The following is a 24,310-nucleotide window of genomic DNA, read 5'->3' as shown; positions in this document are numbered from 1 at the left end:
AGCCCGGCGCTGTGCGGCACGCACATGCCTTGCCGCCACCTTGACTTACCCAGCCAGACCGAACACCGCCGCGCACGCGCCCAGCAGCCCAGCGCCGGCACCCATCCACGCAATCAGGCGCGGTGACAGCGACATCAGCCCTGCCACCAGCAGCGCTCCCAGCGACCAGAACCCCAGCATGGCAACCACCCCCACCGATGCACTCCAGGCCAGCACACAGGGCAGCAGGACTGCCGCCAAAAACAATGCGCCCAGGCTGCGCAAAACCACACGCTGCGTGGCAGGCTGCGCATCCGCGCCAGTTAACTGCTCATGGTGGCGGTCGATGGCAAAAGCCAGTGCTGCCATGCCTGCCGTAGACAGTGCCAATGCCTGCAAAGATGCGTAAAGTGCACTCATGCGGTCGTCTCCTGCACTGGCTCCAGCGGGGCCGGATGGCTTAAAGATCTGGGCTTCTTTGGCGCGCGGGCAGCGCCCATGGCACGCCGCTGGCGCTGCACACGCAAAGCCCACAGCGCGCACAGACCTGCAGCCACCGCAAACAGCTCCACGCCTGCACTTTCCCAGTCGCCCTCCAGCAGGTAGGCAAGCAAGTGCTCGTCCGTAGTGAGCGCATTGAGTACGGGCAGTGCAAGACACAGCAGCGCAAGCACCCCCAGTTGCTCACGCCATGCAGCAGCAGGGGGGCGGGCCAGCGCGTGCAGCAAGCTGAGCAGCCACACCGCAAAAAATGCCCCCAGCTCCCAGTCATCGCGGTGAGCCAGGTGAACAGGAATGACGCGGTTGGCCCACAGGAAGCCCACGCATGCCACCGCCAGCCCGGCAATGGCCGCCACGTTCATCCCCTCTATCAACCGGTAAACCGACGCGGTTGCGCCGCCAAACTCACCCTGATGCTTGCCGCGGCGTTTGACCATGAACAAAATGGCGCCCGTGGCCATCATGGCGCTGCCGGCCAGCCCGCAGACGAAGTACACCCACTTGAGCATCCAGCCGCCAAAGGGAACCATGTGCAAGCCCCCCATGACCGACTGGGCCAGCCTGGCGGTGCCACCATCGGTATCGCCGGGTGCGCGAACCTGAAGCACCTCACCCGTCGATCCCGAGAACATGGCCATGCCGCTGGTGGAGCTCAATCGCCGGTTCACGCTGTCTTGCGCGTTCCAGCCATACACGCCAATACGTGCCGATGCGTCACCCGGATAGTCCACCACCACCGCCCGCACAGGCTGACCTATCAAGGCCTGCCCTCGCACCACAAACGGCTCCAGATCAGGAACCGCCATGAAGTGCCCCGAGCGTTGTGGCTTGCCCGGCTCGTTCAGCTCGGACAAGTACGTGCGGGTGCTGTCGGCGCCCGCTCCAAAGTACGCTGCAATGCCTGCAGGCATGAACGTCAAACCTGAAATCGCTATGCCCGTATACGCAATCATGAGCTGAAACGGCAAGGTCAGCACTGCCACGGCGTTGTGTGCATCCAGCCAGCTGCGCTGCCCTTTGCGGGGCCGGAATGTAAAGAAATCCTTGAAGATGCGCCGGTGCGTAATGACGCCACTCACCAAAGCGACCAGCATCGCCATGGCCGCAACCCCCACGATCCACAGCCCCAGCTGACCTGCATGCAGCTGGTAGTGAAAGTCCACAAAGTGATGGCCACCCATGGTCTGGCGCACCGGCTGCTCGCTTTGCGCAATGAGCGGCTCTCCGGTCGCGCTGTCCAGCTCTGCTGACGCGTACTGGCCATTGGCATCAAACCAGAACACGCGCAAATCGCCAGCACCGTCTGCCTCCGCAGGCCACAGCTCCCACATGCCTGCACCGGGGTGCTGCTGCTGCATATAGTTTGTTGCCCACGCCAGACGCTGGCTGAGCGAGGCTGCTGGCGCTGACTGGGCTGTGGCCTTGGCATCATTGGCAGCCTTTTCCTGGGCATGGTGCTCCGGGGTCATCCAGTGGGTGATCGGATCTTGAAACACCGCCAGCGTGCCGGTCAGAAACACCGCAAACAGCAGCCAGGAAAACCACAGCCCGCACCAAGTGTGCAGCCATGACTGCGCCTGCCGAAAACCACCTTGCCCTGCGCGCAGGGCTTTCTTTTTCTGACCCATCACTCAACCCCACACAACCGAAAGCAGCATGGCAGCACCCAGCAGCGCCACCACCGCAGTGAGCAATACGCCCCAGACACGGCCCAATGGCACCGGTGCAAACGCCCAGATGACCGCCGCAACGTACAGCACAAAACTGGTTTGCACACCCGCCAAAATGGCCTCCACTTTGCTGGCCTGCATGGCCCCCCACAGCACGACCCAGGCGCTGGACAGCCCATAGCCCCCCAGCACAGCGGCCGCTATGCGCGAAACAGTCGCCCAGCTCGGGTATCTGTCAGAAAACTGATCCATCACTGCCATCCCATCAGAACCGACCCTTCAGGGTCACTGCCATGGTGCGTTTTTCACCATAGAAATTGCCATAGCCGGCGTAGCCCACGGTGCTGTAGTACGTCTTGTCAAACAGGTTGCCAACGTTCAATGCAACGCTCCAGTCCTTGTTGATCACATAGCCCAGACGGGCAGACCAGATGGCATAGCCTGCCGATGTGAACTGGTACGGCGTCCACGCACCGTCATAGCGGCCACTGACGGGGTTGTAGGCATTGATGCCCGATGCGCGGAAGGTCGAGCCTTGCGCCACAACGCCAGCGCCCAGACTCCAGCCACGCAGGGCACCGCTCATGCGGTAATCGGCCCACGCCTTGAACAGATGGCGCGGTGTGACGGTGCTAAATTGCGCGCTGTCTTTGCGCTTGTCTTCGTTGTCGTTGTACGTGTAGCCCACCGCCACCTGCAGGTTGGGGGTGATGCGCCCCGTCACCTCCAGGTCGATGCCCTGGCTGAGCTGATAACCATCACGGAAGTAGCAGCAGCCACCGCGCCAGTCGGTCTGCGGGTAAGCGGGGTCCACCACGCCCTGACCTTTTTTCTCGGTACGGAACAGGGCCGCGCTGGCCATCAGATCACGGCCCCACTCACCCTTGATACCCAGTTCATAGGTGCGCCCGCGCACAGGGTCCAGCGGCACCCCCGGCAGCGGCGCCGAGAACTTGCCTGCTTGCGACTGGTAAATTTCTGCCGTGCTGGCGTACACACTGGTTGTTTTGGACAGGTCATACACCACCCCTACATAGGGCACAAACACATGGCTTTCACGGCTTTTTGACGTGAGCAGGCCCTGCATATCGTGCTGGGTGTTGTTATCTTTCAGGGTATAGCGACCACCCAGGATCACTGCAAAATCCTCAATGGGCCGCAAGCGCAATGAGCCATAGACACCCGACTTTTGCGTGCGGGTCTGCGAGCCCCCCGTCCATGCGCCCAAAGGGTAGCCAGGGTCTGCCGGAGGGGTACGATCAAACACATCGGCGGGGCCAATGCGGGGCCACAGGTTGCGATTGAAATCGCTGGTGCGGTGCATGTCCCAGCCCACGATCACATCGTGGCGTTGGCCAAAGGCATCAAAGCCGCCTTGCACATTCACATCCAGACTGGTTTCACGCGCATTGGATTTGCTCTGGTGAATCCACCAGTCAGTACCATCCAAAGTGACGGGGTCTGGTGCATTCTCAATTTCAGCGCCATTCACACCCTCATTGAAGCGGGTATGCCGCAGCTGTGTTTTCAGTTGCCAGTTGGATGTCAGCTGGTGCTCCAGCTTGGCAAACACGGTTTTGTTTTCACGCTCAATCCAGTTCCACGGCGCGCCCATGTTCGTGTCACGTGGCAAACCGATATCACTGCCATCTGCATAGCGCGGCAAGCTGGCGTTAAAACCTGTGTTGCGGTCTTTTTGGTAGCTGGCACCCAGCATCAGCGTGGTTTCCGGAGCAACATCCATCTCCAGCGCGCCGTAAAGCATTTGCCGCTTCAGGCGCGACGGCTTGGCCATTTCGCGGCGGTCGTGATTGACCGCCACAAAACGCCCGCGTAAGCTGCCTTCGGCGTTGAGTGCGCCGGTGGTATCCAGCTCTGCGCGGTAGTTATTCATCGTGCCGCCAGACAGCAGCACCTGCGTCTGGCGCTGCGCCAAAGGGCGCTTGTAGGTGAAGTTGATGACACCGCCAGCCTCGCCAGCGCCAAACATCCCATCGGCACCACGCAGCAGGCTGACACTGTCAAACTGCGCCATGTCCAGACTGCGCGTGCCCGAGCGGGTAGAGCCTGCCGCACCACCGTCATAGCGCACATTGCTGATCTGCAGACCCCGCGAAAGGTAGGTGGTATCCAGCCAGCTCTCCTCGCGTGTCACGCCCGTGGTCTGGTTCATGACGTCATCCAGCGTGCGCAGCGCCTGATCGTCCATGCGCTGGCGCGTGATGACCGTGACGGATTGCGCAATTTCGCGCAAGGACTGCGCCGCCTTCCCCACTTCCACAGCCTTGGGCACGTAAGAGTCGCTGGCTTCGCTGTAGACGCTAGGGGCCAGCTTTTCGGTCACCGTCACCTCATCCAGCGCAGCCGCAGCTGAAGGCGTGGATGCAGCTTGTGCCCAGGCCGCACAGGGCAAGGCAAAAGCCAGAGATGCCGCCACGGCGTGGGCATGCAAAGGGCCGGGCACGGCACGGGAAAACGCGCTGAAAGAATGGGACAGCATGAGCGGGAAAAGAGCGAAATCTATGAAAAAGCCCATAGAAACCGCACGGTGCGCTTGCTAGGAGCTGCCAGTAATTGCTGTGGCTAGAACGGAAAAACACCGTTTGGCTGGCAGGCAATGCAACTGATAACAAGTCTCAATTGCATAATCGATCGCATTGTAAAGACTTTGTAAATACGCGGCGCACTTGTCGCAAAAATCTGACGCAAGCGCCCATGCCCCTGCTTGGGCGAAAGCGCACCTGCCTAGCGCACGGCCATTCACCGCGACCGCATTACCCCCGCCACACACTGCGTTGTGCTGGGCATGCGCCACATACACCCAACGCGCCCAGCACCGCAGGCAGCAGCGCCCTCGCAACCTCGCCTGCGTACACAAGGCGGCTTCACGCCCCCTCGCACCGGGCAAAGGCTGGCAGGGCTCCATGCATAACAAAAAAGAGAGCTTCCAGCGCTTACGCACTGGTCTTTTCAAATACAAAACACTTTGAAAACATTTTTCATCAAGCGCTAACAGCTCATGTTTTCTAACTCTGTGTACACATTGCAGCCAGCAGGCCTGCCGCACAAGGTCACCCTCCCCATCAAAAACCAGCCCAGCAACACCCCCCTCAAAAATGTAAAAAACCTTACAAACGAATCAACTAATCAAAAAAACCAAAAAGACATGCAACAGCAAAACCAACCAAAAGCAATCAAAACACCATCAAAAAACATGCATCAGCACTCAAATTCAAAAATAGCTTTCGCAGGATTTGTAACCCTGATTTTTTACTCCCGCCGAAATAAAGCTTTTTACAGACAGATCACACCAAGATAACGACAAAACATTTTTGCGAAAATTGAAAAACAATAACGTCGCTTAAAAAGCGCTAATTTCACCCACAAACCCCACAAAAACCCACCAAGTACAAGAAAACAGCAACGCCAGCCAGCAGCGTTTTGCATTTCGCCGGGTTGCTCCAGAATGGAAAAAGTCTTTGCCACTTTCCATTGCCATGTCCAACACCACCGCTCTCCACTGCGCATCCGAAGCAGGCCACGCACAGTCTCAGCCCATCGTGCTGCACCGGGCAGCCAGTGATTTACCTGCCAGCAAGCAGCCATCCACATGGTCGATTCCTGCCATTCAGGCGTTGCTGGATTTGCCGCTGATGGATTTGCTCTTTCAAGCGCAGCAGGTGCACCGCGCCCACTGGCCAGCCAATGAAATTGAGCTGGCAACGCTGCTGTCAGTCAAAACCGGCGGGTGCCCGGAAAACTGCGGTTATTGCCCGCAGTCCGCAGAATTTGACACCGGGGTGCAAGCACAGAAGTTGATGGACATTGATGCGGTGCGCAGCGCAGCGCAGGCCGCCAAAGATGCCGGAGCCTCACGCTTTTGCATGGGGGCCGCCTGGCGAGCGCCCAAGGATCGCGACATTGAAAAAATGGGCGCACTCATCGCTGAGGTTAAAAGCCTGGGCCTTCAGACCTGCGCCACGCTGGGCATGCTCCAGCCCCATCAGGCCCAGTCATTGCGCGCTGCCGGCCTGGACTACTACAACCACAACCTGGACACAGCCCCCGAGTACTACCAGGACGTGGTCAGCACGCGCCAGTATCAGGACCGCCTGGACACGCTGCAGGCCGTGCGCGATTCAGGCATCAGCGTGTGCTGCGGCGGCATCATTGGCATGGGCGAATTGCCCGTGCACCGTGCGGGCCTGATTGCGCAGCTGGCCAATATGCAGCCCTACCCGGACTCCGTTCCCATCAACAGCCTGGTGCGCGTGCCAGGCACTCCGCTGGCAGACAGCGAACCCGTTGACCCGCTGGACTTTGTGCGCGTGATTGCACTTGCTCGCATCACCATGCCGCAAGCCCGTGTACGCCTGTCTGCAGGCCGCCAGCAACTGGGCGAGACGGTTCAGACGCTGTGCTTTCTTGCCGGAGCCAACTCCATCTTCTACGGCGACAAGCTACTGGTCACCGGCAACCCCAGCTTTGACGCCGACAAAGCCCTGATGCAAAAACTTGGCCTGCGCGGTGCCTCCACTGGCACACCCAGCCAAGCGTGAAAGAAAGTACGCCATGTCTGCACCACTGAGCCGACACCATGCGACATCGGTCGCCTATGTGGGACTCTTCGCCGCACTGATGGCGGTACTGGGCCTGGTGCCCAAGATTGATCTGCCCTTTGGCGTTCCCATTACCTTGCAGTCACTGGGCGTCATGCTGGCTGGCTGCCTGCTGGGCGGTTTGCGCGGCTTTCAGGCCATCACCCTGTTCCTGATTGCTGTCGCTGCGGGCCTGCCCTTGCTTGCAGGCGGGCGGGGTGGCATGGGCGTCTTCCTGACACCGTCATCAGGCTATCTGGTTGGATACGCACTGGCCGCTGGCGTCACCGGCTGGCTGATGCGCTGGCTGCCCGTACACAGCCCACGCCGGGCAGCAACCAGCGCTTTCATCGCATCAGCGCTCGGCGGCATTGTGTTTTTGCACCTGCTGGGCATTGCAGGCTTGATGCTGTTTGCCAAGTTGACACTGCAACAAGCGATATGGATTGACCTGGCGTTTGTACCCGGCGACCTGATCAAGGCGCTGCTGTGTGCCGCCATTGTGCACAGCGTAGCCAAGGCCATGCCGGACTGGCGCATGGGGGGTCGCACGTCATGCCATGCCTGAGGCCTGCGCCAGCCTTGCCGTTTGATGCGGCAGGCGGCATCCACGCACTGCCTGCCGCCTTCCAGACCATGCACGGCCCACTGGCTTACTGGGCTGGCACGCAGGGTGAGGCCACGGCTTTGCGCTGCGACACCCAGCAATGGAGCTATGCCCAGTTGCATGCGCTGGTACAAACGCGCGCAGCAGACATTGAGCGCCAGGCTCCAGGGCACACGCCGCTGCTGCCCATGCACCTGAGCGCGTGCGAAATGGTCATCGAGTTTTTGGCCACCAACTGCAGCGGGCGCTGTGCTGCCATTGGCGATGCACAGTGGCCCGATCACGTGCTGCATGCCGTACAGGCCAGCCTGACCAGCCTGCCTGCCGCCCCCCCGGATACGCCCGCACAGCTTCAGCCGTTTTACGTGGGTTTTACCTCGGGCAGCACAGGCCAGCCCAAGGGCTTCAGACGCCATCACCTGTCATGGGCAGAAAGCTTTCGCGTGGGCCTAGCGGACCTGGGGCAGGACATGCACCAGCACATCCTCTCGCCCGGGCAGATGACGCATTCTCTGTTCCTGTTTGGTGCCTTGATGGGCATCTGGATGGGCACAGGTGCCACGGTGCAAAACCAGTTTTCTGTCGCACAGACCTTGCTGGACGTGGCATCCACAAGCGCATGCGCTGTGGTGGCTGTGCCCAGCCAGCTGCTGCTGGTGCTGCAGTACGCACAGCGCCATGCGCTGCCCCCGCAGCCCCAAGTCAAACTGGTACTGATCAGTGGCGCACGCTGGCTGCGGGAGCACTCTGGCGCACTCAAAGCCCTCTTTCCACAGGCACGCATCATTGAGTTTTACGGGGCATCAGAGGCCAGCTTCATCACATGGATGGAGGCCCGGGCCGACACCCCTGCGCAAGCGGTAGGCCAGCCCTTTAGCAACGTGCAGCTGCGCGCTGCCCAGCACCCCGAGCACAGCGCTGAAACCACCCAGGCACAACCCATCTGGGTGCGCAGTCCTATGCAGTTCATGGACTATGTACATGCTGCAGACGGCTCTGCTGCACAGCAGTCAGGGCCCTGGCTGTCCGTCAGAGACATGGGCCGTATCGACGCAAACGGGCAACTGCATCTGTATGGGCGCGAAAAACGCATGCTGGTCACCAAGGGAAAAAACCTGTTCCCCGAAGAGGTGGAGCAACACCTGCTCAGCCACCCTGACGTGGCCCACGCCAGCGTACAGGCATTGCCTGATACCTTGCGCGGCACACAGGTGCACGCCGTCTTGCAGTGGCGCACCCCCGATGCAGCAGCCGCTGAACCTTGGCCGGGCGCTTTGGCGCTCGTGCAATGGTGCCGCAGCACTCTGGATGCTTACAAAGCGCCCCGGCGGTGGTGGGTCTGGCAAGGTCCATGGCCCCAGACACGCAGCGGCAAGACAGACCATGAGACATTGCTGGCCACCCTGCAGGCAGCCCACCAAGGGCGCCCTTCGCCCCACTTACAGCCATGGCGATAAATCCAGCCACCACCGCATGGCCCATTGTGGGCTGCGCGCGCACGCCGGTGGTGCCTGTCAACGGGGCCTTCAAAGCACTGTCGCCCCACGCCCTGGCAGCGCCTGTGCTGCAGCATTTGCTGCAGCAAAGTGGCGTGCCAGCGCATGCCGTCGATGGCGTGGTCATTGGCAATGCCCTGGCCGCAGGCGGCAACCCCGCAAGGCTGCTGGCGCTGGCCGCAGGATTGCCGCAATCGGTGCCTGCCGTCACGGTGGACACCCAGTGCTGCTCGGGCCTGGACGCCATCACGCTGGCCTGTGGCTGGCTGGCACTGGGTCATGCAGACATCGTCATCGCTGGCGGTGTCGAAGCGTGGAGCCGCGCACCGCTGCGCATGCACCGCCCGTTGAACGCGGACCAGCCTGCGCAGGCCTACCTGCAACCCGCTTTCAGCCCGTGGCCCGAGCGTGACCCCGACATGCTCGATGCCGCAGCGGCCGTGGCCCAGCGCATGCAGATCAGCCGCGCTGAACAAAACCGCTATGCCATTGCCAGCCACGAACGTGCCGTATCCCACGCGGCGCAGCTGATGCAAGAGATCGTCCCCATTGCCGGCATCACGCAAGACGTTTATCCCCGTTCATTGCAAGCACAGCGCGTGGCACGCATGCCTGTGGTGCGAGGCATCCACTCGGCTGCCCGCATTGATTGCAGCTTGCAGGCTGTGGCCATTTCTGCACAGGCGGATGGCGCAGCACTGGTGTTGCTGGCCAGCCCGCAGGCCTGTAAACGCTGGAACTTGCAGCCCAAAGCGGCATGGCTAGGTGCCAGCAACCTGGGCGCAGCCCCTGAAGCACCACTTCTGTGCGCACATATCGCCGCTCAGCACTTGCTGCAGCGCCACGCACTGAGTGCGCAGGCATTGAGCAACGTCGAACTGCACGATGCTTTTGCCGTTCAAGGCTTGCTCTTTGCCCGTGCGCTGGGACTACGCAGCGAGCAGCTCAACCCCGCAGGCGGCGGCCTGGCGCGCGGCCACCCCATTGGCGCATCTGCAGCCATCGCGTTTGTGCGCGCCCTCGCCACCTGGAGCCACTGCGCCACGGCACAGCAGCCTTATGCCATGGCCTGCGCAGCCGGTGCAGGCGGGCTTGGCACGGCAGCACTGATCGGCCCATGGTTGCCATAAAGCATCCCAGGCACCTGTGTCTTTAAAAACAAGGCCCATGCCCGCATGTACCGTAAAGTCATGACCACGCACCTCCTGCAGGCATCAAGACGGGCTTGCTGACCGGCCACCGCAAAGCTTGTACCCAGGCTGCACAGCATGTGTTTTTGTGATTTTTGGCGTACCCGTGCTGGCAAAAAGTTGTCATGCACTGGTTGTGGCTGCTGCACGCTGCCCGCTCTGCCGCCCATGCCATGCCAGACAGACTAGAAAAAAGAAGGAAGGAAGGAAGGAAGGAAGGAAGGTTATTTTTTACCCCCTGCGCTTGACCTTCCAATGATGTCAACCTTTACGCTACGCACCATTGCAATGAGCATGAGTAAAGAACATGAACCAGCCAAGTCAAAATCAAAGCCTGTCCCGTGCCGCAGAGATCAGCCTGCCTGTCGAAGGCATGAGCTGTGCCAGCTGTGTCGGCAGGGTTGAATCGGCACTGCGCAAACTCAGCGGTATTGACCAGGTGTCTGTCAACTTAGCCACCGAGCGGGTTCATCTTGCATCGAATGGCGGTCTGGACATCATGGCTGTCGTTCACACCATCGAAAAAGCTGGCTACGAAGTACCCGCCCGCACCACAGAGCTGGCCATCGAGGGCATGACCTGCGCCTCCTGCGTGGGGCGCGTCGAACGGGCCCTCAAGGCAGTCCCCGGTGTCTCTGAAGCCAGCGTGAATCTGGCCACCGAGCGGGCAACGGTGCGCGGCGTGGCGCCAGTAGAGCATCTGCTGGCCGCGCTCGAAAAGGCCGGCTATCCGGGCCGGGCCATCGACGCCTTTGCACAAAATACCGATGAGGCTGCCACTGCGCAGAAAGATGCAGAGCGCGCAGCCCTGCAACGCGACCTGCTGATTGCCACGGTGCTGGCGCTGCCGGTCTTTGTGCTGGAAATGGGCTCCCACATGATTCCGGCCATGCACCATTGGGTCATGACCTCTTTGGGCATGCAAGCGAGCTGGTATTTGCAGTTTGCGTTGACCACCCTCGTGCTGCTGATCCCCGGTCGCCGGTTTTATCTCAAGGGCATTCCCGCCCTGCTGCGGGCCGCCCCGGATATGAACTCCCTGGTGGCCGTTGGCACTTTGGCTGCGTATATGTATTCGGTCGTGGCAACGTTCCTGCCCCACCTGCTGCCCGCAGGCACCGTCAATGTCTACTATGAGGCGGCAGCGGTCATTGTGGCCCTGATATTGCTGGGTCGTTTTCTGGAAGCTCGCGCCAAAGGGCGTACCTCGCAAGCCATCCAGAGGCTGGTCGGACTGCAAGCCAAGACAGCACACGTCATCCGCAATGGCCAGCGCATGGACATTGCGCTGGCAGAAGTGGTGACTGGCGACACAGTCGAAGTGCGCCCCGGCGAACGTGTACCTGTGGACGGCACCGTGCTGGAAGGCCGAAGCTATGTGGACGAGTCCATGATTACCGGCGAGCCTGTTCCTGTCGAGAAAATCCCCAGCAGTTCGCTGGTCGGCGGCACCGTCAACCAAAAAGGTGCCTTCACCATGCAGGCAACCGCTGTCGGCGGGCATACCGTGCTGGCCCAGATCATCCGTCTGGTCGAGCAAGCCCAGGGGGCCAAGCTGCCTATTCAGGCGGTGGTGGACAAAGTCACTTTATGGTTTGTGCCAGCGGTCATCGGCGCAGCTTTGCTGACGTTTCTCGTATGGCTGGTGTTTGGCCCATCCCCCGCGCTGAGCTTCGCACTGGTCAACGCTGTGGCGGTTCTGATCATTGCCTGCCCATGCGCCATGGGACTGGCTACCCCGACCTCCATCATGGTGGGCACTGGGCGCGGCGCAGAGCTGGGCATCTTGTTTCGCAAAGGCGAAGCCTTGCAGCTGCTCAAGAACGCCAAGGCGATTGCCGTTGACAAAACCGGCACCCTGACCGAAGGGCGCCCCGCATTGACCGATCTGGAAGTGCTGCAAGGCTTTGAGCGCGCACAAGTGCTGGCGCTCATGGCGGCTGTGGAGTCTCGCTCGGAGCACCCCATCGCCCGCGCCATCGTAGAGGCGGCGCAGCAAGAGGGCCTTACGCTGCCTGAGCTGACTGACTTTGAATCCATCACGGGCATGGGCGTGCACGCCATCGCTGACGGCCAGCGCGTTGAAGTGGGCGCCGACCGCTACATGCGTTCACTGAGCTTGGACGTCACCGTGTTTGACAGCACCGCACAACGTTTGGCAGCAGAAGGCAAATCCCCCCTGTACGTTGCGGTGGATGGCAAGCTGGCTGCAGTGGTTGCCGTTGCAGACCCCATCAAAGCGAGTACGCCAGATGCCATTGCTGCACTGCACGCACTGGGCCTCAAGGTCATCATGATCACCGGCGACAACCAGCGCACCGCGCAAGCTATTGCCGCCAAGCTCGGTATTGACGAGGTGGTGGCCGAGGTGATGCCCGAGGGCAAAGTTCAGACCATCGAGCGCCTGAAGCAGGCACATGGTCATGTAGCGTTTGTCGGTGACGGCATCAACGATGCCCCAGCACTGGCGGTTGCTGATGTGGGCCTGGCGATTGGAACGGGCACAGATGTGGCCATAGAGGCCGCTGACGTCGTATTGATGTCCGGCAGCCTGCAAGGCGTCCCCAACGCCATTGCCCTGTCAAAAGCCACGATTGGAAATATTCACCAGAATCTCTTCTGGGCGTTTGCTTACAACACCCTGTTGATTCCCGTGGCCGCTGGCGTCCTCTACCCCGCCTATGGCGTATTGCTGTCACCCATATATGCGGCAGGTGCCATGGCTTTATCCAGCGTCTTTGTTCTGGGCAATGCCTTGCGCCTGCGTGGGTTCAAGGCACCGCAAAGCGCTGATGCCCAGGCTTGATCAGACAGCCAAGGAGTACTTATGAATATTGGTCAAGCCGCCAAGGCTTGCGGAGTTTCGGCCAAGATGATTCGTTACTACGAATCTGTGGGTCTGATCCCAGCCGCCAGCCGCACGGACTCAGGTTACCGTGCTTACACTGAATCCGATATTCATATGCTGCGCTTCATCCGCAGAGCCCGAGACCTGGGGTTTGCTGTCGCAGAAATCCATGACCTGCTGGGATTGTGGCGTGACCGTTCACGCAAGAGCGCTGACGTCAAGCGCGTGGCGCAGCAGCACATTGACGATCTTCATCGCCGCATCGAAGACCTGCGCCAGATGGCCGACACCTTGCAGGCCTTGACCGCTTGCTGTGCAGGGGACGATCGACCAGATTGCCCCATCCTTGCAGGCCTTGAAAAGCCAGAAAATATGCAGGCAGATTCGGCAAAAAAACAGCGCTCTGTATCCGCTCTGCGGCATTGAAATAGCAGTGAGGCTGGGCCTCAAATTTACGCATGCAGCGCGCACCTCTAGCGCGCGAACGACTAGACACTCGGCAAGGTGTTCTGGATACAAAAATGGCGCAAGATAGCGCCATTATTTTTTCCACATAGCCCGTTTGCGCTCACACGCAGACGGGCTATGTCTTTCAGGCCACTGCTGGCGGATAACCGGCCTCTGTCAGGGCCGCTGCTACTGCGTCTTGCGAAGCAGATGTCTGAACTTGCACCAGGTGCGCAGGTATATCGATGGTCACCTTGGCATCGGCATCGATCGAATGAATCACTTTTGTCACTTTGCCTGCACAGCCACCGCAAGTCATGCTGTTGATTTGAAATTGCATCAGAAAACTCCTTGAAAAATGTAGTAGCAGCAGACTAAGGCTTACCACCGTGAGAAGGTCAAGCAGCACTTCAAATTCAATTCAAATCAGTAGCTGGCACCACACTTGACCACCACAGGTTCCAGTGACTTTGACTCTTGGGCACCACGCAAAGCACGCTGATGCCTTTGGCTATGTGTCTTTGGCCACAATCTACGCTCATGTACGAGCTAGAACCAGCTGCATGTGGTTCGCTCGGGTGCAGCTCAAACGCTCAATACACGCAACCCGGCGCTTGCGTCACACCGATCTGTGCGAGGCTTTCAAGAAGCGCCACATGTAGAAAACGCCCATTGCAGGAAACAGTGCAAACAAGCCAAAAATCCACATTGCGCCATTGCCCAGCGCACCCGGCTCCGTCTGTGTAGACACCCCCGTGGCATTGGCCACCAAGCCCACCAAAGCTGCCCCCACGGCCATGCCATACAGCTGCACCGTAGTGATCGCAGATGCAGCCACGTCGGCATCATCCTTGTCAGCGCTGTGCATGATGGCATTGAGCACATGGGGCCAGGCCATCCCTACTCCCAGGCCAATGGCCGCCAACGCCACTGCGCAGATGCTCAGTGCCCACGTTCCCTGGGAAGGTATGGCCATTGCAAGCACAACCAAACCAGTAGCACCTATCGCAGGCCCGGCAACCATCAGTCTGCGTACCGTGGCACCTGATTTTCCGGAGAAAAACACGGAGGCCAATGACCACCCGCCTGCCAGCAACGCAGTGACGTAGCCCGCTGTCAAAGGCTGAAGCCCATGCAGATGCTGCAGAAAATAAGGGACAAAAATCTCGGTCATCGTGCCCATCAAAAGCAGGGCCACCACGGCATAGAGCATGCCCAGCGGGTGCCCAATGGACGTACCACCTCGTGGCAGCAAACGAGCTGCGGCCTGCCGCTCAGTGCTCAGCGCCAGGCCACCCACCAGCAAGCCCGCCAAGACACTGAGCCATTGCAGTGCCGAACCCGTCACCACACTGGCCGTTGCAATCAGCAAGACAGACAGCGCCAGGAAAGCAATCTGCCGCGTTGCAATACCGCTGCCAGTCACGCTGACGGGCTGCAGCATGCGCTCAGGGTTCAACTGCCGAAACACCAAAAGCATCTGTGCCGCCAGCAGGGGCAACAAGGCCCAGAAAGCCCAGCGCCAGTGGCCGGACTGTGCAAACAAGCCCCCCACTGCAGGCCCGCTCAAGGTTGCAATACCCCACATCCCCGAGACCAGTGCAATCGCTCGCGGCCACAAATGCGGTGGAAACACCATGCGAATCAAGGTATAGCTCAAGGCCCCCACCACACCGCCACCTAGCCCTTGCACCGTGCGCCCCAGCAACATGGCAGGCATGCTGGCTGCGGTGGCACAGACCAGCGTACCCAGCGCAAACACCAGCAACGCTCCCACCATCGCGCCTCTGGCCGTACTGCAAGCCATCAGCTTCACAGACAGTGCAGCACCGATGATCGATCCCACGACAAACAGCGTTGTGCTCCATGCATACCACTGCAGACCACCAATTTCCTGCACTACCGAGGGCAGGACTGTGGTCACAATATGCACATTGATCGCGTGCATTGCGACGGCTCCGGTCAGTGCCAGCGCCGTCAGCCCGTGTGCTCGCCCCAGCAATGCGCCCCAGCTGCCAGATGGACCGTCTGCCACTGCAATGGTGGGCTCTTTGGATGTCATGCTTGTCATATGTTTCTTTTGCACCAGAATAATGCAAGTATTCTCTTTGATAAAAGAGCAAGCCCCAAATAAACAAAGCAATAACTTGCATAAATAAATGCCATCACACGCCACCTCTTCTGATGCACCTTCTGCATTGCGCATGCTCGAAACGATGAAGCGCCTGGCACCCGTCAGCACCAGCGCCTTGGCAAAGGCGCTGCAAATGACCCCGGAAGCAGCGCGACAGCAGATCAACAAGCTGGTGGAGCAAGAGCTGGTACAGGGCACAACGCAGCCACCAAAGGGGGCCGGGCGTCCCCGCCAGTTATGGACTTTGACGCCAGCCGGGCAGCGTTACTTTCCCGATGCACATGCCCAGCTGACCGTGCAGCTCATTGGTTCCATCCGGAAATTGTTTGGTGAACGCGGACTCGATGAACTCATTACAGACAGAGAAGTCGATGCCCGTACACGCTACGCCCAGGCATGCACGGCGCAAGATTTACCGCAACGGCTCGAGCAGCTGGCCAAAATTCGAACCCTTGAAGGCTACATGGCACATGTGGAGCCACATGGCGAGGGCTGGCTTCTGGTGGAAAACCACTGCCCGATCTGTGCCGCAGCACAGAGCTGCCGTGGATTTTGCAGATCCGAACAATGTCTCTTCCAGGAAGTCGTGGGCCACCTGGCTACGGTAGAGCGTGGAGAATACCTGCTGGAAGGTGGCCAGCGCTGCGTCTATCAGATACGCCCCGCCCGCAGTGCCGTCAGCACCCTCTGAGCCCCCTCTCAGCACCCACGAGACATTCCATCTTTGAAGGCGCAACTGCGCAGCCGGGGCAGCGTCTGCAGCACGCTTGATCTTCACATCGAGCACCGCTGAGTGCCGGCACAGGATCGCCTGCGGGCCAATCACCTGACGCAGCATACAGATTGAAACGTACTGAGCTTGTCCATCATTGAAGGCGCACGACAATCTGATCGTATGAGCCACACCCAAACTGCTGACGCCTCTCATCCCTACGACGCCCTGACGCCCGACTGCGTGCTGGACGCGCTCAATGCCGCAGGCTTATGGCCAGATGGTCGTTTGCAGGCGCTTGGCTCCTACGAAAACCGTGTGTACCAGGCTTGTCTGGACAAGCCGGTAGAGGGCTGCGACAAAGTGGTTGCCAAGTTCTATCGACCTGGCCGCTGGAGCGACGCACAGATTCAAGAAGAACATGCGTTTGCCAAAGAGCTGCAACAGGCCGAAGTGCCGGTGATCGCCCCCCTGCCATTGCAGGCTGCCACGCTGCACCACCACGCAGGTTTTGCGTTCAGCATCAGCCCTTGGCGCGGTGGACGAACGCCCGAGCTGGAAGACTGGGACACCCTGGAGTGGATTGGCCGCTTTCTGGCCCGCTTGCATGTGACTGGTGAGAAAAAAAGTTTCACCTCCCGCCCGCCGCTGGACGTGCAAACCATGGGTATGCAGCCCATGCAATGGCTCTTGCAGCATGCCGACATGCCGCCTCATGTGCGCCAGCGCTGGCAACCGGCATGCGAAGCCGCCCTTGCGCAAGCTGCACACACGCTGCAATCTACCCCTTACCGCAGCATTCGCCTGCATGGTGACTGCCACCCGGGCAACATTCTGTGGTCCCCCGTAGATGCGGATGGCAGAGGTGGCCCGCATTTTGTGGATCTGGACGATGCACGCATGGGCCCTGCCGTGCAGGACCTGTGGATGCTGCTGTCAGGCGATCGCATGCAGCGCAGCCAGCAACTTTCGACCTTGGTAGAAGGTTATGAACAAATGCGTGCGTTTGACCGGCGAGAGCTGGCACTGATTGAGCCACTTCGCACACTGCGCCTGATTCACTACAGTGCATGGCTGGACCAGCGCTGGAGCGATCCCGCTTTTCCGCGTGCCTTTCCCTGGTTCGGGACTGAAACATATTGGCTCGAACAAACCGCCACCCTGCAAGAGCAGCTGCAGGCCATGCAAGACGAACCTCTGTATATCTGAAGACCGTTAAAAACCACCGGGTGACACAAGGCCTCCCATCGCTCAAGCCGCTGGTCGCTCCATGCGAAGACCCATTCAACAGGCCCGTCCTGCAAACGTCCAGGCCAGAGCATTTACCTTTCGCCGTTTTTATCCGGCTCATAAAAAAAGCCTTCCCGCCTGAGCGGGAAGGCACTTACTAGAGCCCAGAAACAACGCGCAGATGCGCCAGCTCAGAACGTACTCAGCACATTGATGAACCAGCCACGGCTGCGGTAGGAAAGATCGGTCAAGTCGTCAGAATAGTTGGTGAAGTTGTAGCCCACGCCCGCCTTCACATGCTTGCCCACATGCCTGTAGACAGCGACCAGTGCGCCCGCGCGAGCATCTTGCGCTTCCTTGGCGCGCAGATTGCGCACCTCGGTCACGATGTCCCACTCATGCACCCAGTGCCAGTCGGCGCGCAATACCACCAGATCTGCTCGGCTGGAGAACCAGGGGCCATCCACCTTGTTCATGCGCAGCTTGCCCACGCGCAGGCCGTACTTGAAGCCCAGAGAGACCCACGGTTTGACGTCCCAGATGGTGTCCACCGCGAAAATCTGGCTCTTTTGTGCATAGTCGGCCACTTGCCCGTTGCTATCGAGCTGACCAGCCGTGGGCACGTTGTTGTAACTGGTCAGCTTGACCAAAGTGTTCCAGCGGTCATTGTCCACCGGGCGGTAAGCCGCGCCAATCACGGCTTCGTGGAAGTTGCCGTCGTAGAACGCACCCTCTGAATTGCTGCTGCGCGAAATATTGAACTTGCCCAGCAGACGCCACGCCGGTGTCAGCTGCTGGCCATAGCTGTTACGCATCAGCCAGGTGTCACGCGTCTGGCCATTGGTGTTCTTGTCGCGGCGCAGTTCTACAGCACCTGCGTACTTCACACCGTCAAACTTGTAGCTGGTCGAAAAACCCACGGCCTTGCGGTCGTAGTCGCCACCCAGCGCGTCGCTGATGGTGCCAAACTCCATCTTGGTTCCGAAGCTCCAGCGGTCGTTGGGTGCCAGATCCACGCCAAAAGCCTGCACCAGACTTTGCGAGCCTGCACCATCGGTAGCGCGTACCTCACCAAAGAGGCGGGTGGTGTCGTTCAAGCGATAGTTGCTGCCAGTCACCCAGCTGCCGTAGCGGCCACGGTAGTTAGTGTCGGGGTTTTCACTTTCCAGACGGTAGTTCAGATACGCATTGCTGCGATCGCTGATGCGGTAGTCCGCACCCAGCATGCCGCCTGCACCCAGGTTGCCGCCCGAGGCCTCGGCATTCAGTGCCCAGCGATCATTCAGACGCAACTGGCCACCAACACCAGCGCGGTTGTTCGCGTCACGCTCTTGACTGCGCTCCAGCGTGCCTTGCACAAAGCCATAGAGCGACCAGTCTTCCTTCTCTGCGGGCTTGCCACCGTCTTTGAGCGGCACGTAATCGGCACGCAGTTGCAAGTCGGTGCGTGTACCGTTTCCCAAGGCCTCCACAACCTGCAGCGGTGGTGTGGTTACGGCCCCGGCATCTGCGCGCGAAGTGCGACTGACGGGCGCCAGCTTGCCTGCCAAAGGCAGTTGCACGGTGACAGTGGATGTGCTGAGCAATACGCCTGGCACGTACGTGAACACCATCCCTAGCGGAGGGGTGACCAGCCAGGAAGGCGTACGCAATGAGGACAGCACCAGCGCCGAGCTGGTGGTGAGCACGCCGCCATTGGTCAGCAAGCAGTTCTCTCCGGCTGTGGTGGCCGCCAATGGCGAATCCACTTTGACGATCCGCATCACCAATGACAACGCAGCGGCCATTACCTTGAGCAAAGACATGGTGGACGCCCTGCCTGCCATGCCGCAACAGATGAAGGTTGCCAGTACGCCTGGGGTGGCAGGTACCTGCCCAAGCGTGCAAACACAAGTCACTGCGGTGGCCGGCGCATCGTCCATCACATTCAAGAGCGGTGCTACGGTGCCAGCGGGCGGTTGCTACATCACTGTGCAGGTACTGGCCGGAAGCGTGGCTGGTAATTACAACAACACCATTCCTGCCGGTGGGCTGGAGACCAATGTGGGCAAGAACCCTGAGCCAGCCAATGCTGTGCTGAGTGTGAGTGCCAAGGGGGCGATTTCCGGCAAGGTGTTCAAGGACAACGAACTGACGGGTGGTCAGTTTGACCCGGGTAAGGACACCCCGCTTGCCGGAGAGACCATCAATTTGCACCAGGGAAGCAGCTGTTCGGGCACACCGCTGAAGACGGTCAAAACCGATGCCTTGGGCAATTATCTGTTTGCCGATTTGGATGCAGGTGAGTACACCGTGTGCCAACCCGGACAGCCAGCAGGAACTGCCAACGCGGTGCCGCAGGCGGGTTCAATCAGCGTGGGTTCTGGCACCCCGGGAACTGCATCCAATGCATCCACGACCAGCAGCCAGATTGCCGGCATCATATTGGTTGATACGGCAGGCCAAGTGGCGGGCAGCACGGGCAATGATTTCCCGGAAATTGGCTACTCCAGCATCACCGGCAAGGTGTTTGTCGATTCGAACAACAATGGCTTGCTCGACGGATCGGATCAGGGGATTGCGGGTGTTCCCATTGAGTTGCTCAATGAACAGGGCCAGCCTGCGACGTGCTCGGTGGCTGGTGTGTCCAGAACACCGTGTACGACAACCACGGGCCCCGACGGCAGCTACCGCTTGGATGACCTGCCACCCGGTAAATACACCGTGGTGCAGCCTGAACAGCCTGCAGGAACCAGCAATGGAAAGACTGTGCCAGGGACAACAGGAGGCACGCCGTCGAATCCGAATACCGAAGGCAATACCAGCCGGATTACTGATGTCACGCTGCCGCCCAACACGGTGTCCAAGGAGAACAATTTCGCAGAGATCCCTTCCTCGCGCAGCATTGCGGGCAAGGTGTTCTTGGACTTCGGTGACGATGGACTGTTCAACGACAAGGACTATGGCATTGCCAAGCAAAAAATTGTCTTGAACGGCACAGATGTTGCGGGCAACCCCATTTACCGCGAAGTGGACACGGATGCCAGCGGTAACTACCGCTTCGAAAATTTGCCGGAAGGCACGTATACCGTCACCCAGCCCAACCAGCCTCAAGGTACGGCCGAAGGCAGGACGGTTCCGGGCACCACAGGTGGCTTGGTTACAGCTGCAGACCCGAGTGCTGGCAAGGTCAGCACGATTGCCACTATCGATCTAAAAGGCAATAACAAAGCGTCTGCAGAAAATAATTTCGCAGAAAAACCCGGTGACGCGGCTGACCTTGCTATCAAGAAGACGCATGAGGGCGAGTCGTTTGCCGCTGGCTCGGACATTTTGGGTGTGTTTACCATCACCCCGCACAACGTGGGCGGACAGCCCACGCAGGGCACCATTACGGTGGTGGATACCTTGCCCCACGGCATGACGCTGGGGGCTGCGGCGTATGGCACAGGGTGGGCCTGTACGGGAGCAGTGGGCGCGGTAGTGATTACCTGCACCAGTAACACGCCGATTGAGGCTGGCAGCGATGGCAACCCCATCACCATCAAAGTTCGCTCGGACGATGCCCTGGACGGCACGATTGCAGTGAACACGGCGCAAGTGCGCAATGTGAACGAGCCGCCGGGGCTGGACAGCAACAATACGGTGAAAGACCCCGTGCCCGTGGGCCAAGGGCGCTCGCATCAGTGGCACTGTATGGCGTGACAACAACCACAACCGCCAGCTCGATGGCGGGGAGCCCAAAGTGGCTGGCGTGCTGGTGGAGCTGGTGCGCAATGGTGTGGTGGTGGCTTCCGTACTGACAGACGAAAACGGCAAATACCAGATCAACGATTTGCCGCCAGGCTCTGGCTATGAGCTGCGCTTCCGGGATCCTGCCAGCGGTGGTGTGATCTATGCGGGTGGCGTGACCAATGAGAGTGGTGCGACGGTAAAGCCGGGTGAGCGGGATACGGAGGAGGCCAATGAAGCAGGCTCCAACAGTGGCAATCCTGCTGGCGCCACCATCAAAAATGGGGTGCTGACGGGGCTGACCTTGCTGCCGGGTGACAACATCACGCAGCAAAGCCTGCCACTGGACCCCAGTGGTGTGGTGTATGACGCGGTGACGCGCCAGCCTGTCAAGGGTGCGGTGGTAACGATCAGCGGACCTGCTGGGTTTGATCCGGCACTGCATATTTTTGGCACGGGTTCCGGCACCCAAATCACCGGTGCAGATGGCCTGTACCAGTTCTGGCTGAATGCCAACGCACCGGTCGGCAAGTACACCTTGACTGTGACAGCGCCAGCCGGGTATTTGCCCGCGCCTTCGACCATGATTCCGGCCTGTGTGCCCGACACACTGGATGTGCGTGCAGGCGCGAACAATCCGGAGCTCATCCAGGCCAGCAGCTATGCGCCTGCAGCCAGCGTACCGTTGCATGCACCTGCGGGGTCTGTGCCTTGCGTGGGCGGGACAGCGCCGGTGACGACGCAGTACTACTTCAGCTTCGAGATTGATGCGATGAACTCGCATAACGTGCTCAACAACCACATCCCGCTGGACCCCATCCTGGGCGGAGCCATTGTGGTGAGCAAGACATCGCCCAAGGTCAATGTGACCAAGGGTGAACTGGTGCCCTACACCATCACGGCGACCAACACGCTGCAGTCGGCGCTGAGTAACGTCAATGTGCAGGACCACATTCCGCCAGGTTTCCGCTATCGCACGGGTTCGGCGACGTACAACGGTATGCCGCTGGAGCCAGAGGTCAGCGGCCGTCTGCTGGACTGGAAGAACCAGACCTTTACTGCCGGCGAGAGAAAAACCTTCAAGCTGCTGCTGATGGTGGGTGCTGGTGTGGGCGAAGGTGAATACATCAACCAGGCCTGGGCGCTGAACAACGTTGTGGGGGACCGCATATCGAACGTAGCCAATGCCATGGTGCGCGTAGTGCCAGACCCGCTGTTTGACTGTTCTGACCTGATCGGCAAGGTGTTCGACGACAAGAATGCCAACGGCTACCAGGACCAGGGCGAGCCCGGCATTCCCAATGTGCGCGTGGTGACGGCCCGTGGCCTGCTGGTGACGACCGATGCGGATGGTCGCTTTCACGTGGCGTGTGCCGCCATTCCGCAAGCGGACCGTGGCAGCAACTTTGTGATGAAGCTCGATGAGCGCACCTTGCCTTCTGGCTACCGCGTGACGACGGAGAACCCGCGCGATGTGCGGGTGACCCGAGGAAAGATGGTGAAGCTGAACTTTGGTGCCACCGTGCACAAGGTGCTGCGTCTGGAGGTAGATGCCCGTGCTTTTGCACAGGACGGCAAGCAACTGTCGACGCAGTGGGACAGCCAGCTGGAGCAGTTGTTGATGCAGCTGGCAGAACGCCCCACGGTGCTGCGCCTGGCCTACCGCATGACGGGTGAAGGCAAGGATGTGGCGCAGCAGCGGCTGAAGGCGTTGACCCAGCGTATTCAAGCGGGCTATGCGCAGCAGGCCAAGCAGCGTCAAAGCAAAGATCAAGAGGACGAAGCACCACCCCTGGTGATTGAAACGGAGTCCTTCGAAAACAACCAGGGACAGGGAGTGCGTTAAATGGAATCGTTGATGCAAAAAGGGTGCACTCAGATGCACCCCGAATGGACTCGTTCGTCTGTAGCTTGTGCCGTGACCCTGGTTTTAATGGGCAGCATGAGCAGTTGGGCCGCCGAAGCGGTGGATGCGCATGCAGAGCAAGGCAAGCGCGTGGACAACGCACGCCAGGTGGTGGTAGTGACGCCGCCGCCAGCGGAGCTGGTGCCACAGGGCTTTGCCTACGAGCTGCCCTCAGGGGTGACGCGCAGCGATGCGCTGGCGATGCGTGCTGCCAAAGATCATTTGCCGACCAGGTCTGCACAGCAGATGCTGGCTTTGTCAGAGAGCGGGCAGTCGGGCGCTTTGTTTGAGTCCGGTTATGCAGACCTGACGCCGGGTGCCGTGGCTGCGCTCGATGCCGTTGTGGCGCAGTTGAAGGGCAAGCACAACGTCAAGATTTCTGTAGTGGGCCACACCGACAGCCAGCGTCTGTCGCCACGCGCCAAGCGCCGTTTCACAGACAATCAGGGGCTGTCGGAGGCGCGCTCTTTGGCGGTAGCCAGCTTTTTGCGCAAAGGCCTGGGCCTGCCCGCAGAGGCGGTAGCCATGGACGGCAAGGGACAGACCATGCCAGTGGCTAGCAATGCCAGCCAGCAAGGCATGGCACAGAACCGCCGCGTGGAAATTGCGATGTGGTGGGACAGCGAACCTGCAGCCGTTGTGCCTGCGCAGCCTGTGTCTGCCGACGAGTGTGCGGCTGTGCAAAGCACCGAAGACTTGCCATTTCGCGTGACGGTGGATGGTGCAGATATTTCTGGCGCGGCCATCAATGAAGCCGATCGTCAGCGTTGTGTCGACGTGGCGCTGGAGCGCGCCGACATTCAGATCAAGTACGACGATCTGGCTGCCAAGCCAGCGTTGAATGTCTGGGCTACCAAGGATCTGACGCTGCGTGGCGAGGCTGCGCAGTTCCGAGGCTGGAGCAACTACGTCAGCTGGATCGATAAGGCTGAGGTACGCATCTTGCGCAAGGGCGAGCCCACCGATGGCAAGGCTCTGGCCGTGTTGCCGCTGCAGTGGGCCCAGACCACCGCCTGGACTGTGCCTGTGCAGTCGCAAGGGCTGGAGCAGGACGAATACATCTACGTGCTGCGCGTGTACGACGCCAAGGGGCGCTTTGACGAGACCGCCACCAAGTCGCTCAATGTCGCCACCCGCGAGCGGCCTTTGAACGATCTGGACACACCCAGCCGCGAAGCGCTGGTGGGATGGGGCGAGAACGCGCTGCAGGTCAGCAATATTCCCGTGCGCGGTGGCACCATCACCGTCAGCGGCACGCAGATCAAGCCGGGCGAAGCTGTC

The 24,310-nt window shown here is 60.1% G+C and carries 18 protein-coding genes and 1 pseudogene; 12 read left to right on the top strand and 7 right to left on the bottom strand.

The genetic code is table 11. From position 1 onward, the window contains the following. Positions 1–45: 45 nt before the first annotated feature. The 4 genes from H9646_RS06755 to H9646_RS06740 are packed head-to-tail and all read right to left on the bottom strand — an operon-like array spanning position 46 to position 4,650. Positions 46–399, bottom strand: a complete 354-nt coding sequence (locus H9646_RS06755; protein ID WP_191722581.1) for a DUF3325 domain-containing protein — start codon at positions 397–399, stop codon at positions 46–48. After that, entirely contained in the window at positions 396–2,108 is a 1,713-nt protein-coding gene (locus H9646_RS06750) for a PepSY-associated TM helix domain-containing protein (RefSeq protein WP_191722580.1), read from the bottom strand. The genes H9646_RS06755 and H9646_RS06750 overlap by 4 nt, the downstream gene beginning before the upstream one ends. Before the next feature lie 3 nt (positions 2,109–2,111). Next, positions 2,112–2,402, bottom strand: coding sequence for a hypothetical protein (locus H9646_RS06745; protein WP_191722579.1), 291 nt, complete (start codon positions 2,400–2,402; stop codon positions 2,112–2,114). A 13-nt stretch (positions 2,403–2,415) separates the two neighbouring features. Continuing rightward, positions 2,416–4,650, bottom strand: a complete 2,235-nt coding sequence (locus tag H9646_RS06740) for a TonB-dependent siderophore receptor (protein ID WP_191722578.1) — start codon at positions 4,648–4,650, stop codon at positions 2,416–2,418. A 519-nt stretch (positions 4,651–5,169) separates the two neighbouring features. Here H9646_RS06740 and H9646_RS06735 point away from each other — a divergent pair. The 7 genes from H9646_RS06735 to cueR all read left to right on the top strand — a co-directional run bounded on the left by H9646_RS06735 (position 5,170) and on the right by cueR (position 13,315). Continuing rightward, positions 5,170–5,469 (top strand): hypothetical protein, encoded by a 300-nt coding sequence (locus H9646_RS06735; RefSeq protein WP_191722577.1) that lies wholly within the window; start codon positions 5,170–5,172, stop codon positions 5,467–5,469. Positions 5,470–5,647: 178 nt separating this feature from the next. Further along, positions 5,648–6,709, top strand: coding sequence for a biotin synthase BioB (bioB, locus tag H9646_RS06730; protein ID WP_191722576.1), 1,062 nt, complete (start codon positions 5,648–5,650; stop codon positions 6,707–6,709). A 13-nt stretch (positions 6,710–6,722) separates the two neighbouring features. Beyond that, on the top strand, positions 6,723–7,316 hold the full coding sequence (locus H9646_RS06725; RefSeq protein ID WP_191722575.1) for a biotin transporter BioY: 594 nt from the start codon (positions 6,723–6,725) through the stop codon (positions 7,314–7,316). Then, positions 7,304–8,812: an AMP-binding protein gene (locus tag H9646_RS06720; RefSeq protein WP_191722574.1), complete on the top strand. Its 1,509-nt coding sequence runs from the start codon at positions 7,304–7,306 to the stop codon at positions 8,810–8,812. Before H9646_RS06725 ends, H9646_RS06720 begins: the two co-directional genes overlap by 13 nt. Then, on the top strand, positions 8,803–9,981 hold the full coding sequence (locus H9646_RS06715; RefSeq protein ID WP_191722573.1) for a thiolase family protein: 1,179 nt from the start codon (positions 8,803–8,805) through the stop codon (positions 9,979–9,981). Before H9646_RS06720 ends, H9646_RS06715 begins: the two co-directional genes overlap by 10 nt. Before the next feature lie 367 nt (positions 9,982–10,348). Continuing rightward, positions 10,349–12,847 carry a heavy metal translocating P-type ATPase gene (locus H9646_RS06710; protein WP_191722572.1) on the top strand — a complete coding sequence of 833 codons (2,499 nt, stop codon included), beginning with the start codon at positions 10,349–10,351 and terminating at the stop codon, positions 12,845–12,847. 21 nt (positions 12,848–12,868) lie between these two features. Further along, positions 12,869–13,315, top strand: coding sequence for a Cu(I)-responsive transcriptional regulator (gene cueR, locus H9646_RS06705; protein ID WP_191722571.1), 447 nt, complete (start codon positions 12,869–12,871; stop codon positions 13,313–13,315). Positions 13,316–13,481: 166 nt separating this feature from the next. Here cueR and H9646_RS06700 read toward each other — a convergent pair whose 3' ends face one another. Both H9646_RS06700 and H9646_RS06695 read right to left on the bottom strand, forming a co-directional pair. Continuing rightward, complete coding sequence (locus H9646_RS06700) at positions 13,482–13,676, bottom strand: heavy-metal-associated domain-containing protein (RefSeq protein WP_191722570.1); 195 nt, start codon at positions 13,674–13,676, stop codon at positions 13,482–13,484. 279 nt (positions 13,677–13,955) lie between these two features. Continuing rightward, positions 13,956–15,407 carry an MFS transporter gene (locus H9646_RS06695; RefSeq protein ID WP_191722569.1) on the bottom strand — a complete coding sequence of 484 codons (1,452 nt, stop codon included), beginning with the start codon at positions 15,405–15,407 and terminating at the stop codon, positions 13,956–13,958. Positions 15,408–15,495: 88 nt separating this feature from the next. On the opposite strand from H9646_RS06695, the gene H9646_RS06690 reads away from it, so the two are divergent. Both H9646_RS06690 and H9646_RS06685 read left to right on the top strand, forming a co-directional pair. Next, positions 15,496–16,161 carry a helix-turn-helix transcriptional regulator gene (locus tag H9646_RS06690; protein WP_191722568.1) on the top strand — a complete coding sequence of 222 codons (666 nt, stop codon included), beginning with the start codon at positions 15,496–15,498 and terminating at the stop codon, positions 16,159–16,161. A 204-nt stretch (positions 16,162–16,365) separates the two neighbouring features. Then, entirely contained in the window at positions 16,366–17,391 is a 1,026-nt protein-coding gene (locus H9646_RS06685) for a serine/threonine protein kinase (protein ID WP_191722567.1), read from the top strand. 212 nt (positions 17,392–17,603) lie between these two features. Here the strand turns inward: H9646_RS06685 and H9646_RS06680 are convergent, their stop codons facing one another. Next, positions 17,604–18,875, bottom strand: a complete 1,272-nt coding sequence (locus H9646_RS06680) for a hypothetical protein (RefSeq protein ID WP_449720074.1) — start codon at positions 18,873–18,875, stop codon at positions 17,604–17,606. On the opposite strand from H9646_RS06680, the gene H9646_RS06675 reads away from it, so the two are divergent. The 3 genes and pseudogenes from H9646_RS06675 to H9646_RS18630 form a co-directional block, all read left to right on the top strand. After that, on the top strand, positions 18,856–21,096 hold the full coding sequence (locus tag H9646_RS06675) for a DUF7933 domain-containing protein (protein ID WP_449720073.1): 2,241 nt from the start codon (positions 18,856–18,858) through the stop codon (positions 21,094–21,096). The two genes, H9646_RS06680 and H9646_RS06675, sit on opposite strands and share 20 nt — an antisense overlap. Further along, a complete protein-coding gene (locus tag H9646_RS18635) occupies positions 21,074–22,969 on the top strand; it encodes an SdrD B-like domain-containing protein (RefSeq protein ID WP_318244910.1) in 1,896 nt (631 codons plus the stop codon). Before H9646_RS06675 ends, H9646_RS18635 begins: the two co-directional genes overlap by 23 nt. Further along, positions 22,970–23,611 (top strand): annotated as a pseudogene (locus H9646_RS18630) (OmpA family protein); the annotation flags it as partial. Positions 23,612–24,310 lie beyond the last annotated feature (699 nt).

It is taken from the genome of Comamonas avium, from assembly GCF_014836675.1.
Taxonomy (GTDB): domain Bacteria; phylum Pseudomonadota; class Gammaproteobacteria; order Burkholderiales; family Burkholderiaceae_C; genus Comamonas; species Comamonas avium.
The sequence above is the reverse complement of the archived record's forward strand: the minus strand, read 5'-3'. Positions and strand labels throughout refer to the sequence as shown.

Coding starts and splice junctions, on each gene's coding strand:
- bioB (WP_191722576.1), top strand. CDS start 5,648: ATGTCCAACACCACCGCTCTCCACTGCGCATCCGAAGCAGGCCACGCA.
- H9646_RS06740 (WP_191722578.1), bottom strand. CDS start 4,650: ATGCTGTCCCATTCTTTCAGCGCGTTTTCCCGTGCCGTGCCCGGCCCT.
- H9646_RS06735 (WP_191722577.1), top strand. CDS start 5,170: ATGTTTTCTAACTCTGTGTACACATTGCAGCCAGCAGGCCTGCCGCAC.
- H9646_RS06685 (WP_191722567.1), top strand. CDS start 16,366: ATGAGCCACACCCAAACTGCTGACGCCTCTCATCCCTACGACGCCCTG.
- H9646_RS06725 (WP_191722575.1), top strand. CDS start 6,723: ATGTCTGCACCACTGAGCCGACACCATGCGACATCGGTCGCCTATGTG.
- H9646_RS06755 (WP_191722581.1), bottom strand. CDS start 399: ATGAGTGCACTTTACGCATCTTTGCAGGCATTGGCACTGTCTACGGCA.
- H9646_RS06690 (WP_191722568.1), top strand. CDS start 15,496: ATGCCATCACACGCCACCTCTTCTGATGCACCTTCTGCATTGCGCATG.
- H9646_RS06745 (WP_191722579.1), bottom strand. CDS start 2,402: ATGGATCAGTTTTCTGACAGATACCCGAGCTGGGCGACTGTTTCGCGC.
- cueR (WP_191722571.1), top strand. CDS start 12,869: ATGAATATTGGTCAAGCCGCCAAGGCTTGCGGAGTTTCGGCCAAGATG.
- H9646_RS06710 (WP_191722572.1), top strand. CDS start 10,349: ATGAACCAGCCAAGTCAAAATCAAAGCCTGTCCCGTGCCGCAGAGATC.
- H9646_RS06720 (WP_191722574.1), top strand. CDS start 7,304: ATGCCATGCCTGAGGCCTGCGCCAGCCTTGCCGTTTGATGCGGCAGGC.
- H9646_RS06750 (WP_191722580.1), bottom strand. CDS start 2,108: ATGGGTCAGAAAAAGAAAGCCCTGCGCGCAGGGCAAGGTGGTTTTCGG.
- H9646_RS06715 (WP_191722573.1), top strand. CDS start 8,803: ATGGCGATAAATCCAGCCACCACCGCATGGCCCATTGTGGGCTGCGCG.
- H9646_RS06695 (WP_191722569.1), bottom strand. CDS start 15,407: ATGACAAGCATGACATCCAAAGAGCCCACCATTGCAGTGGCAGACGGT.
- H9646_RS06700 (WP_191722570.1), bottom strand. CDS start 13,676: ATGCAATTTCAAATCAACAGCATGACTTGCGGTGGCTGTGCAGGCAAA.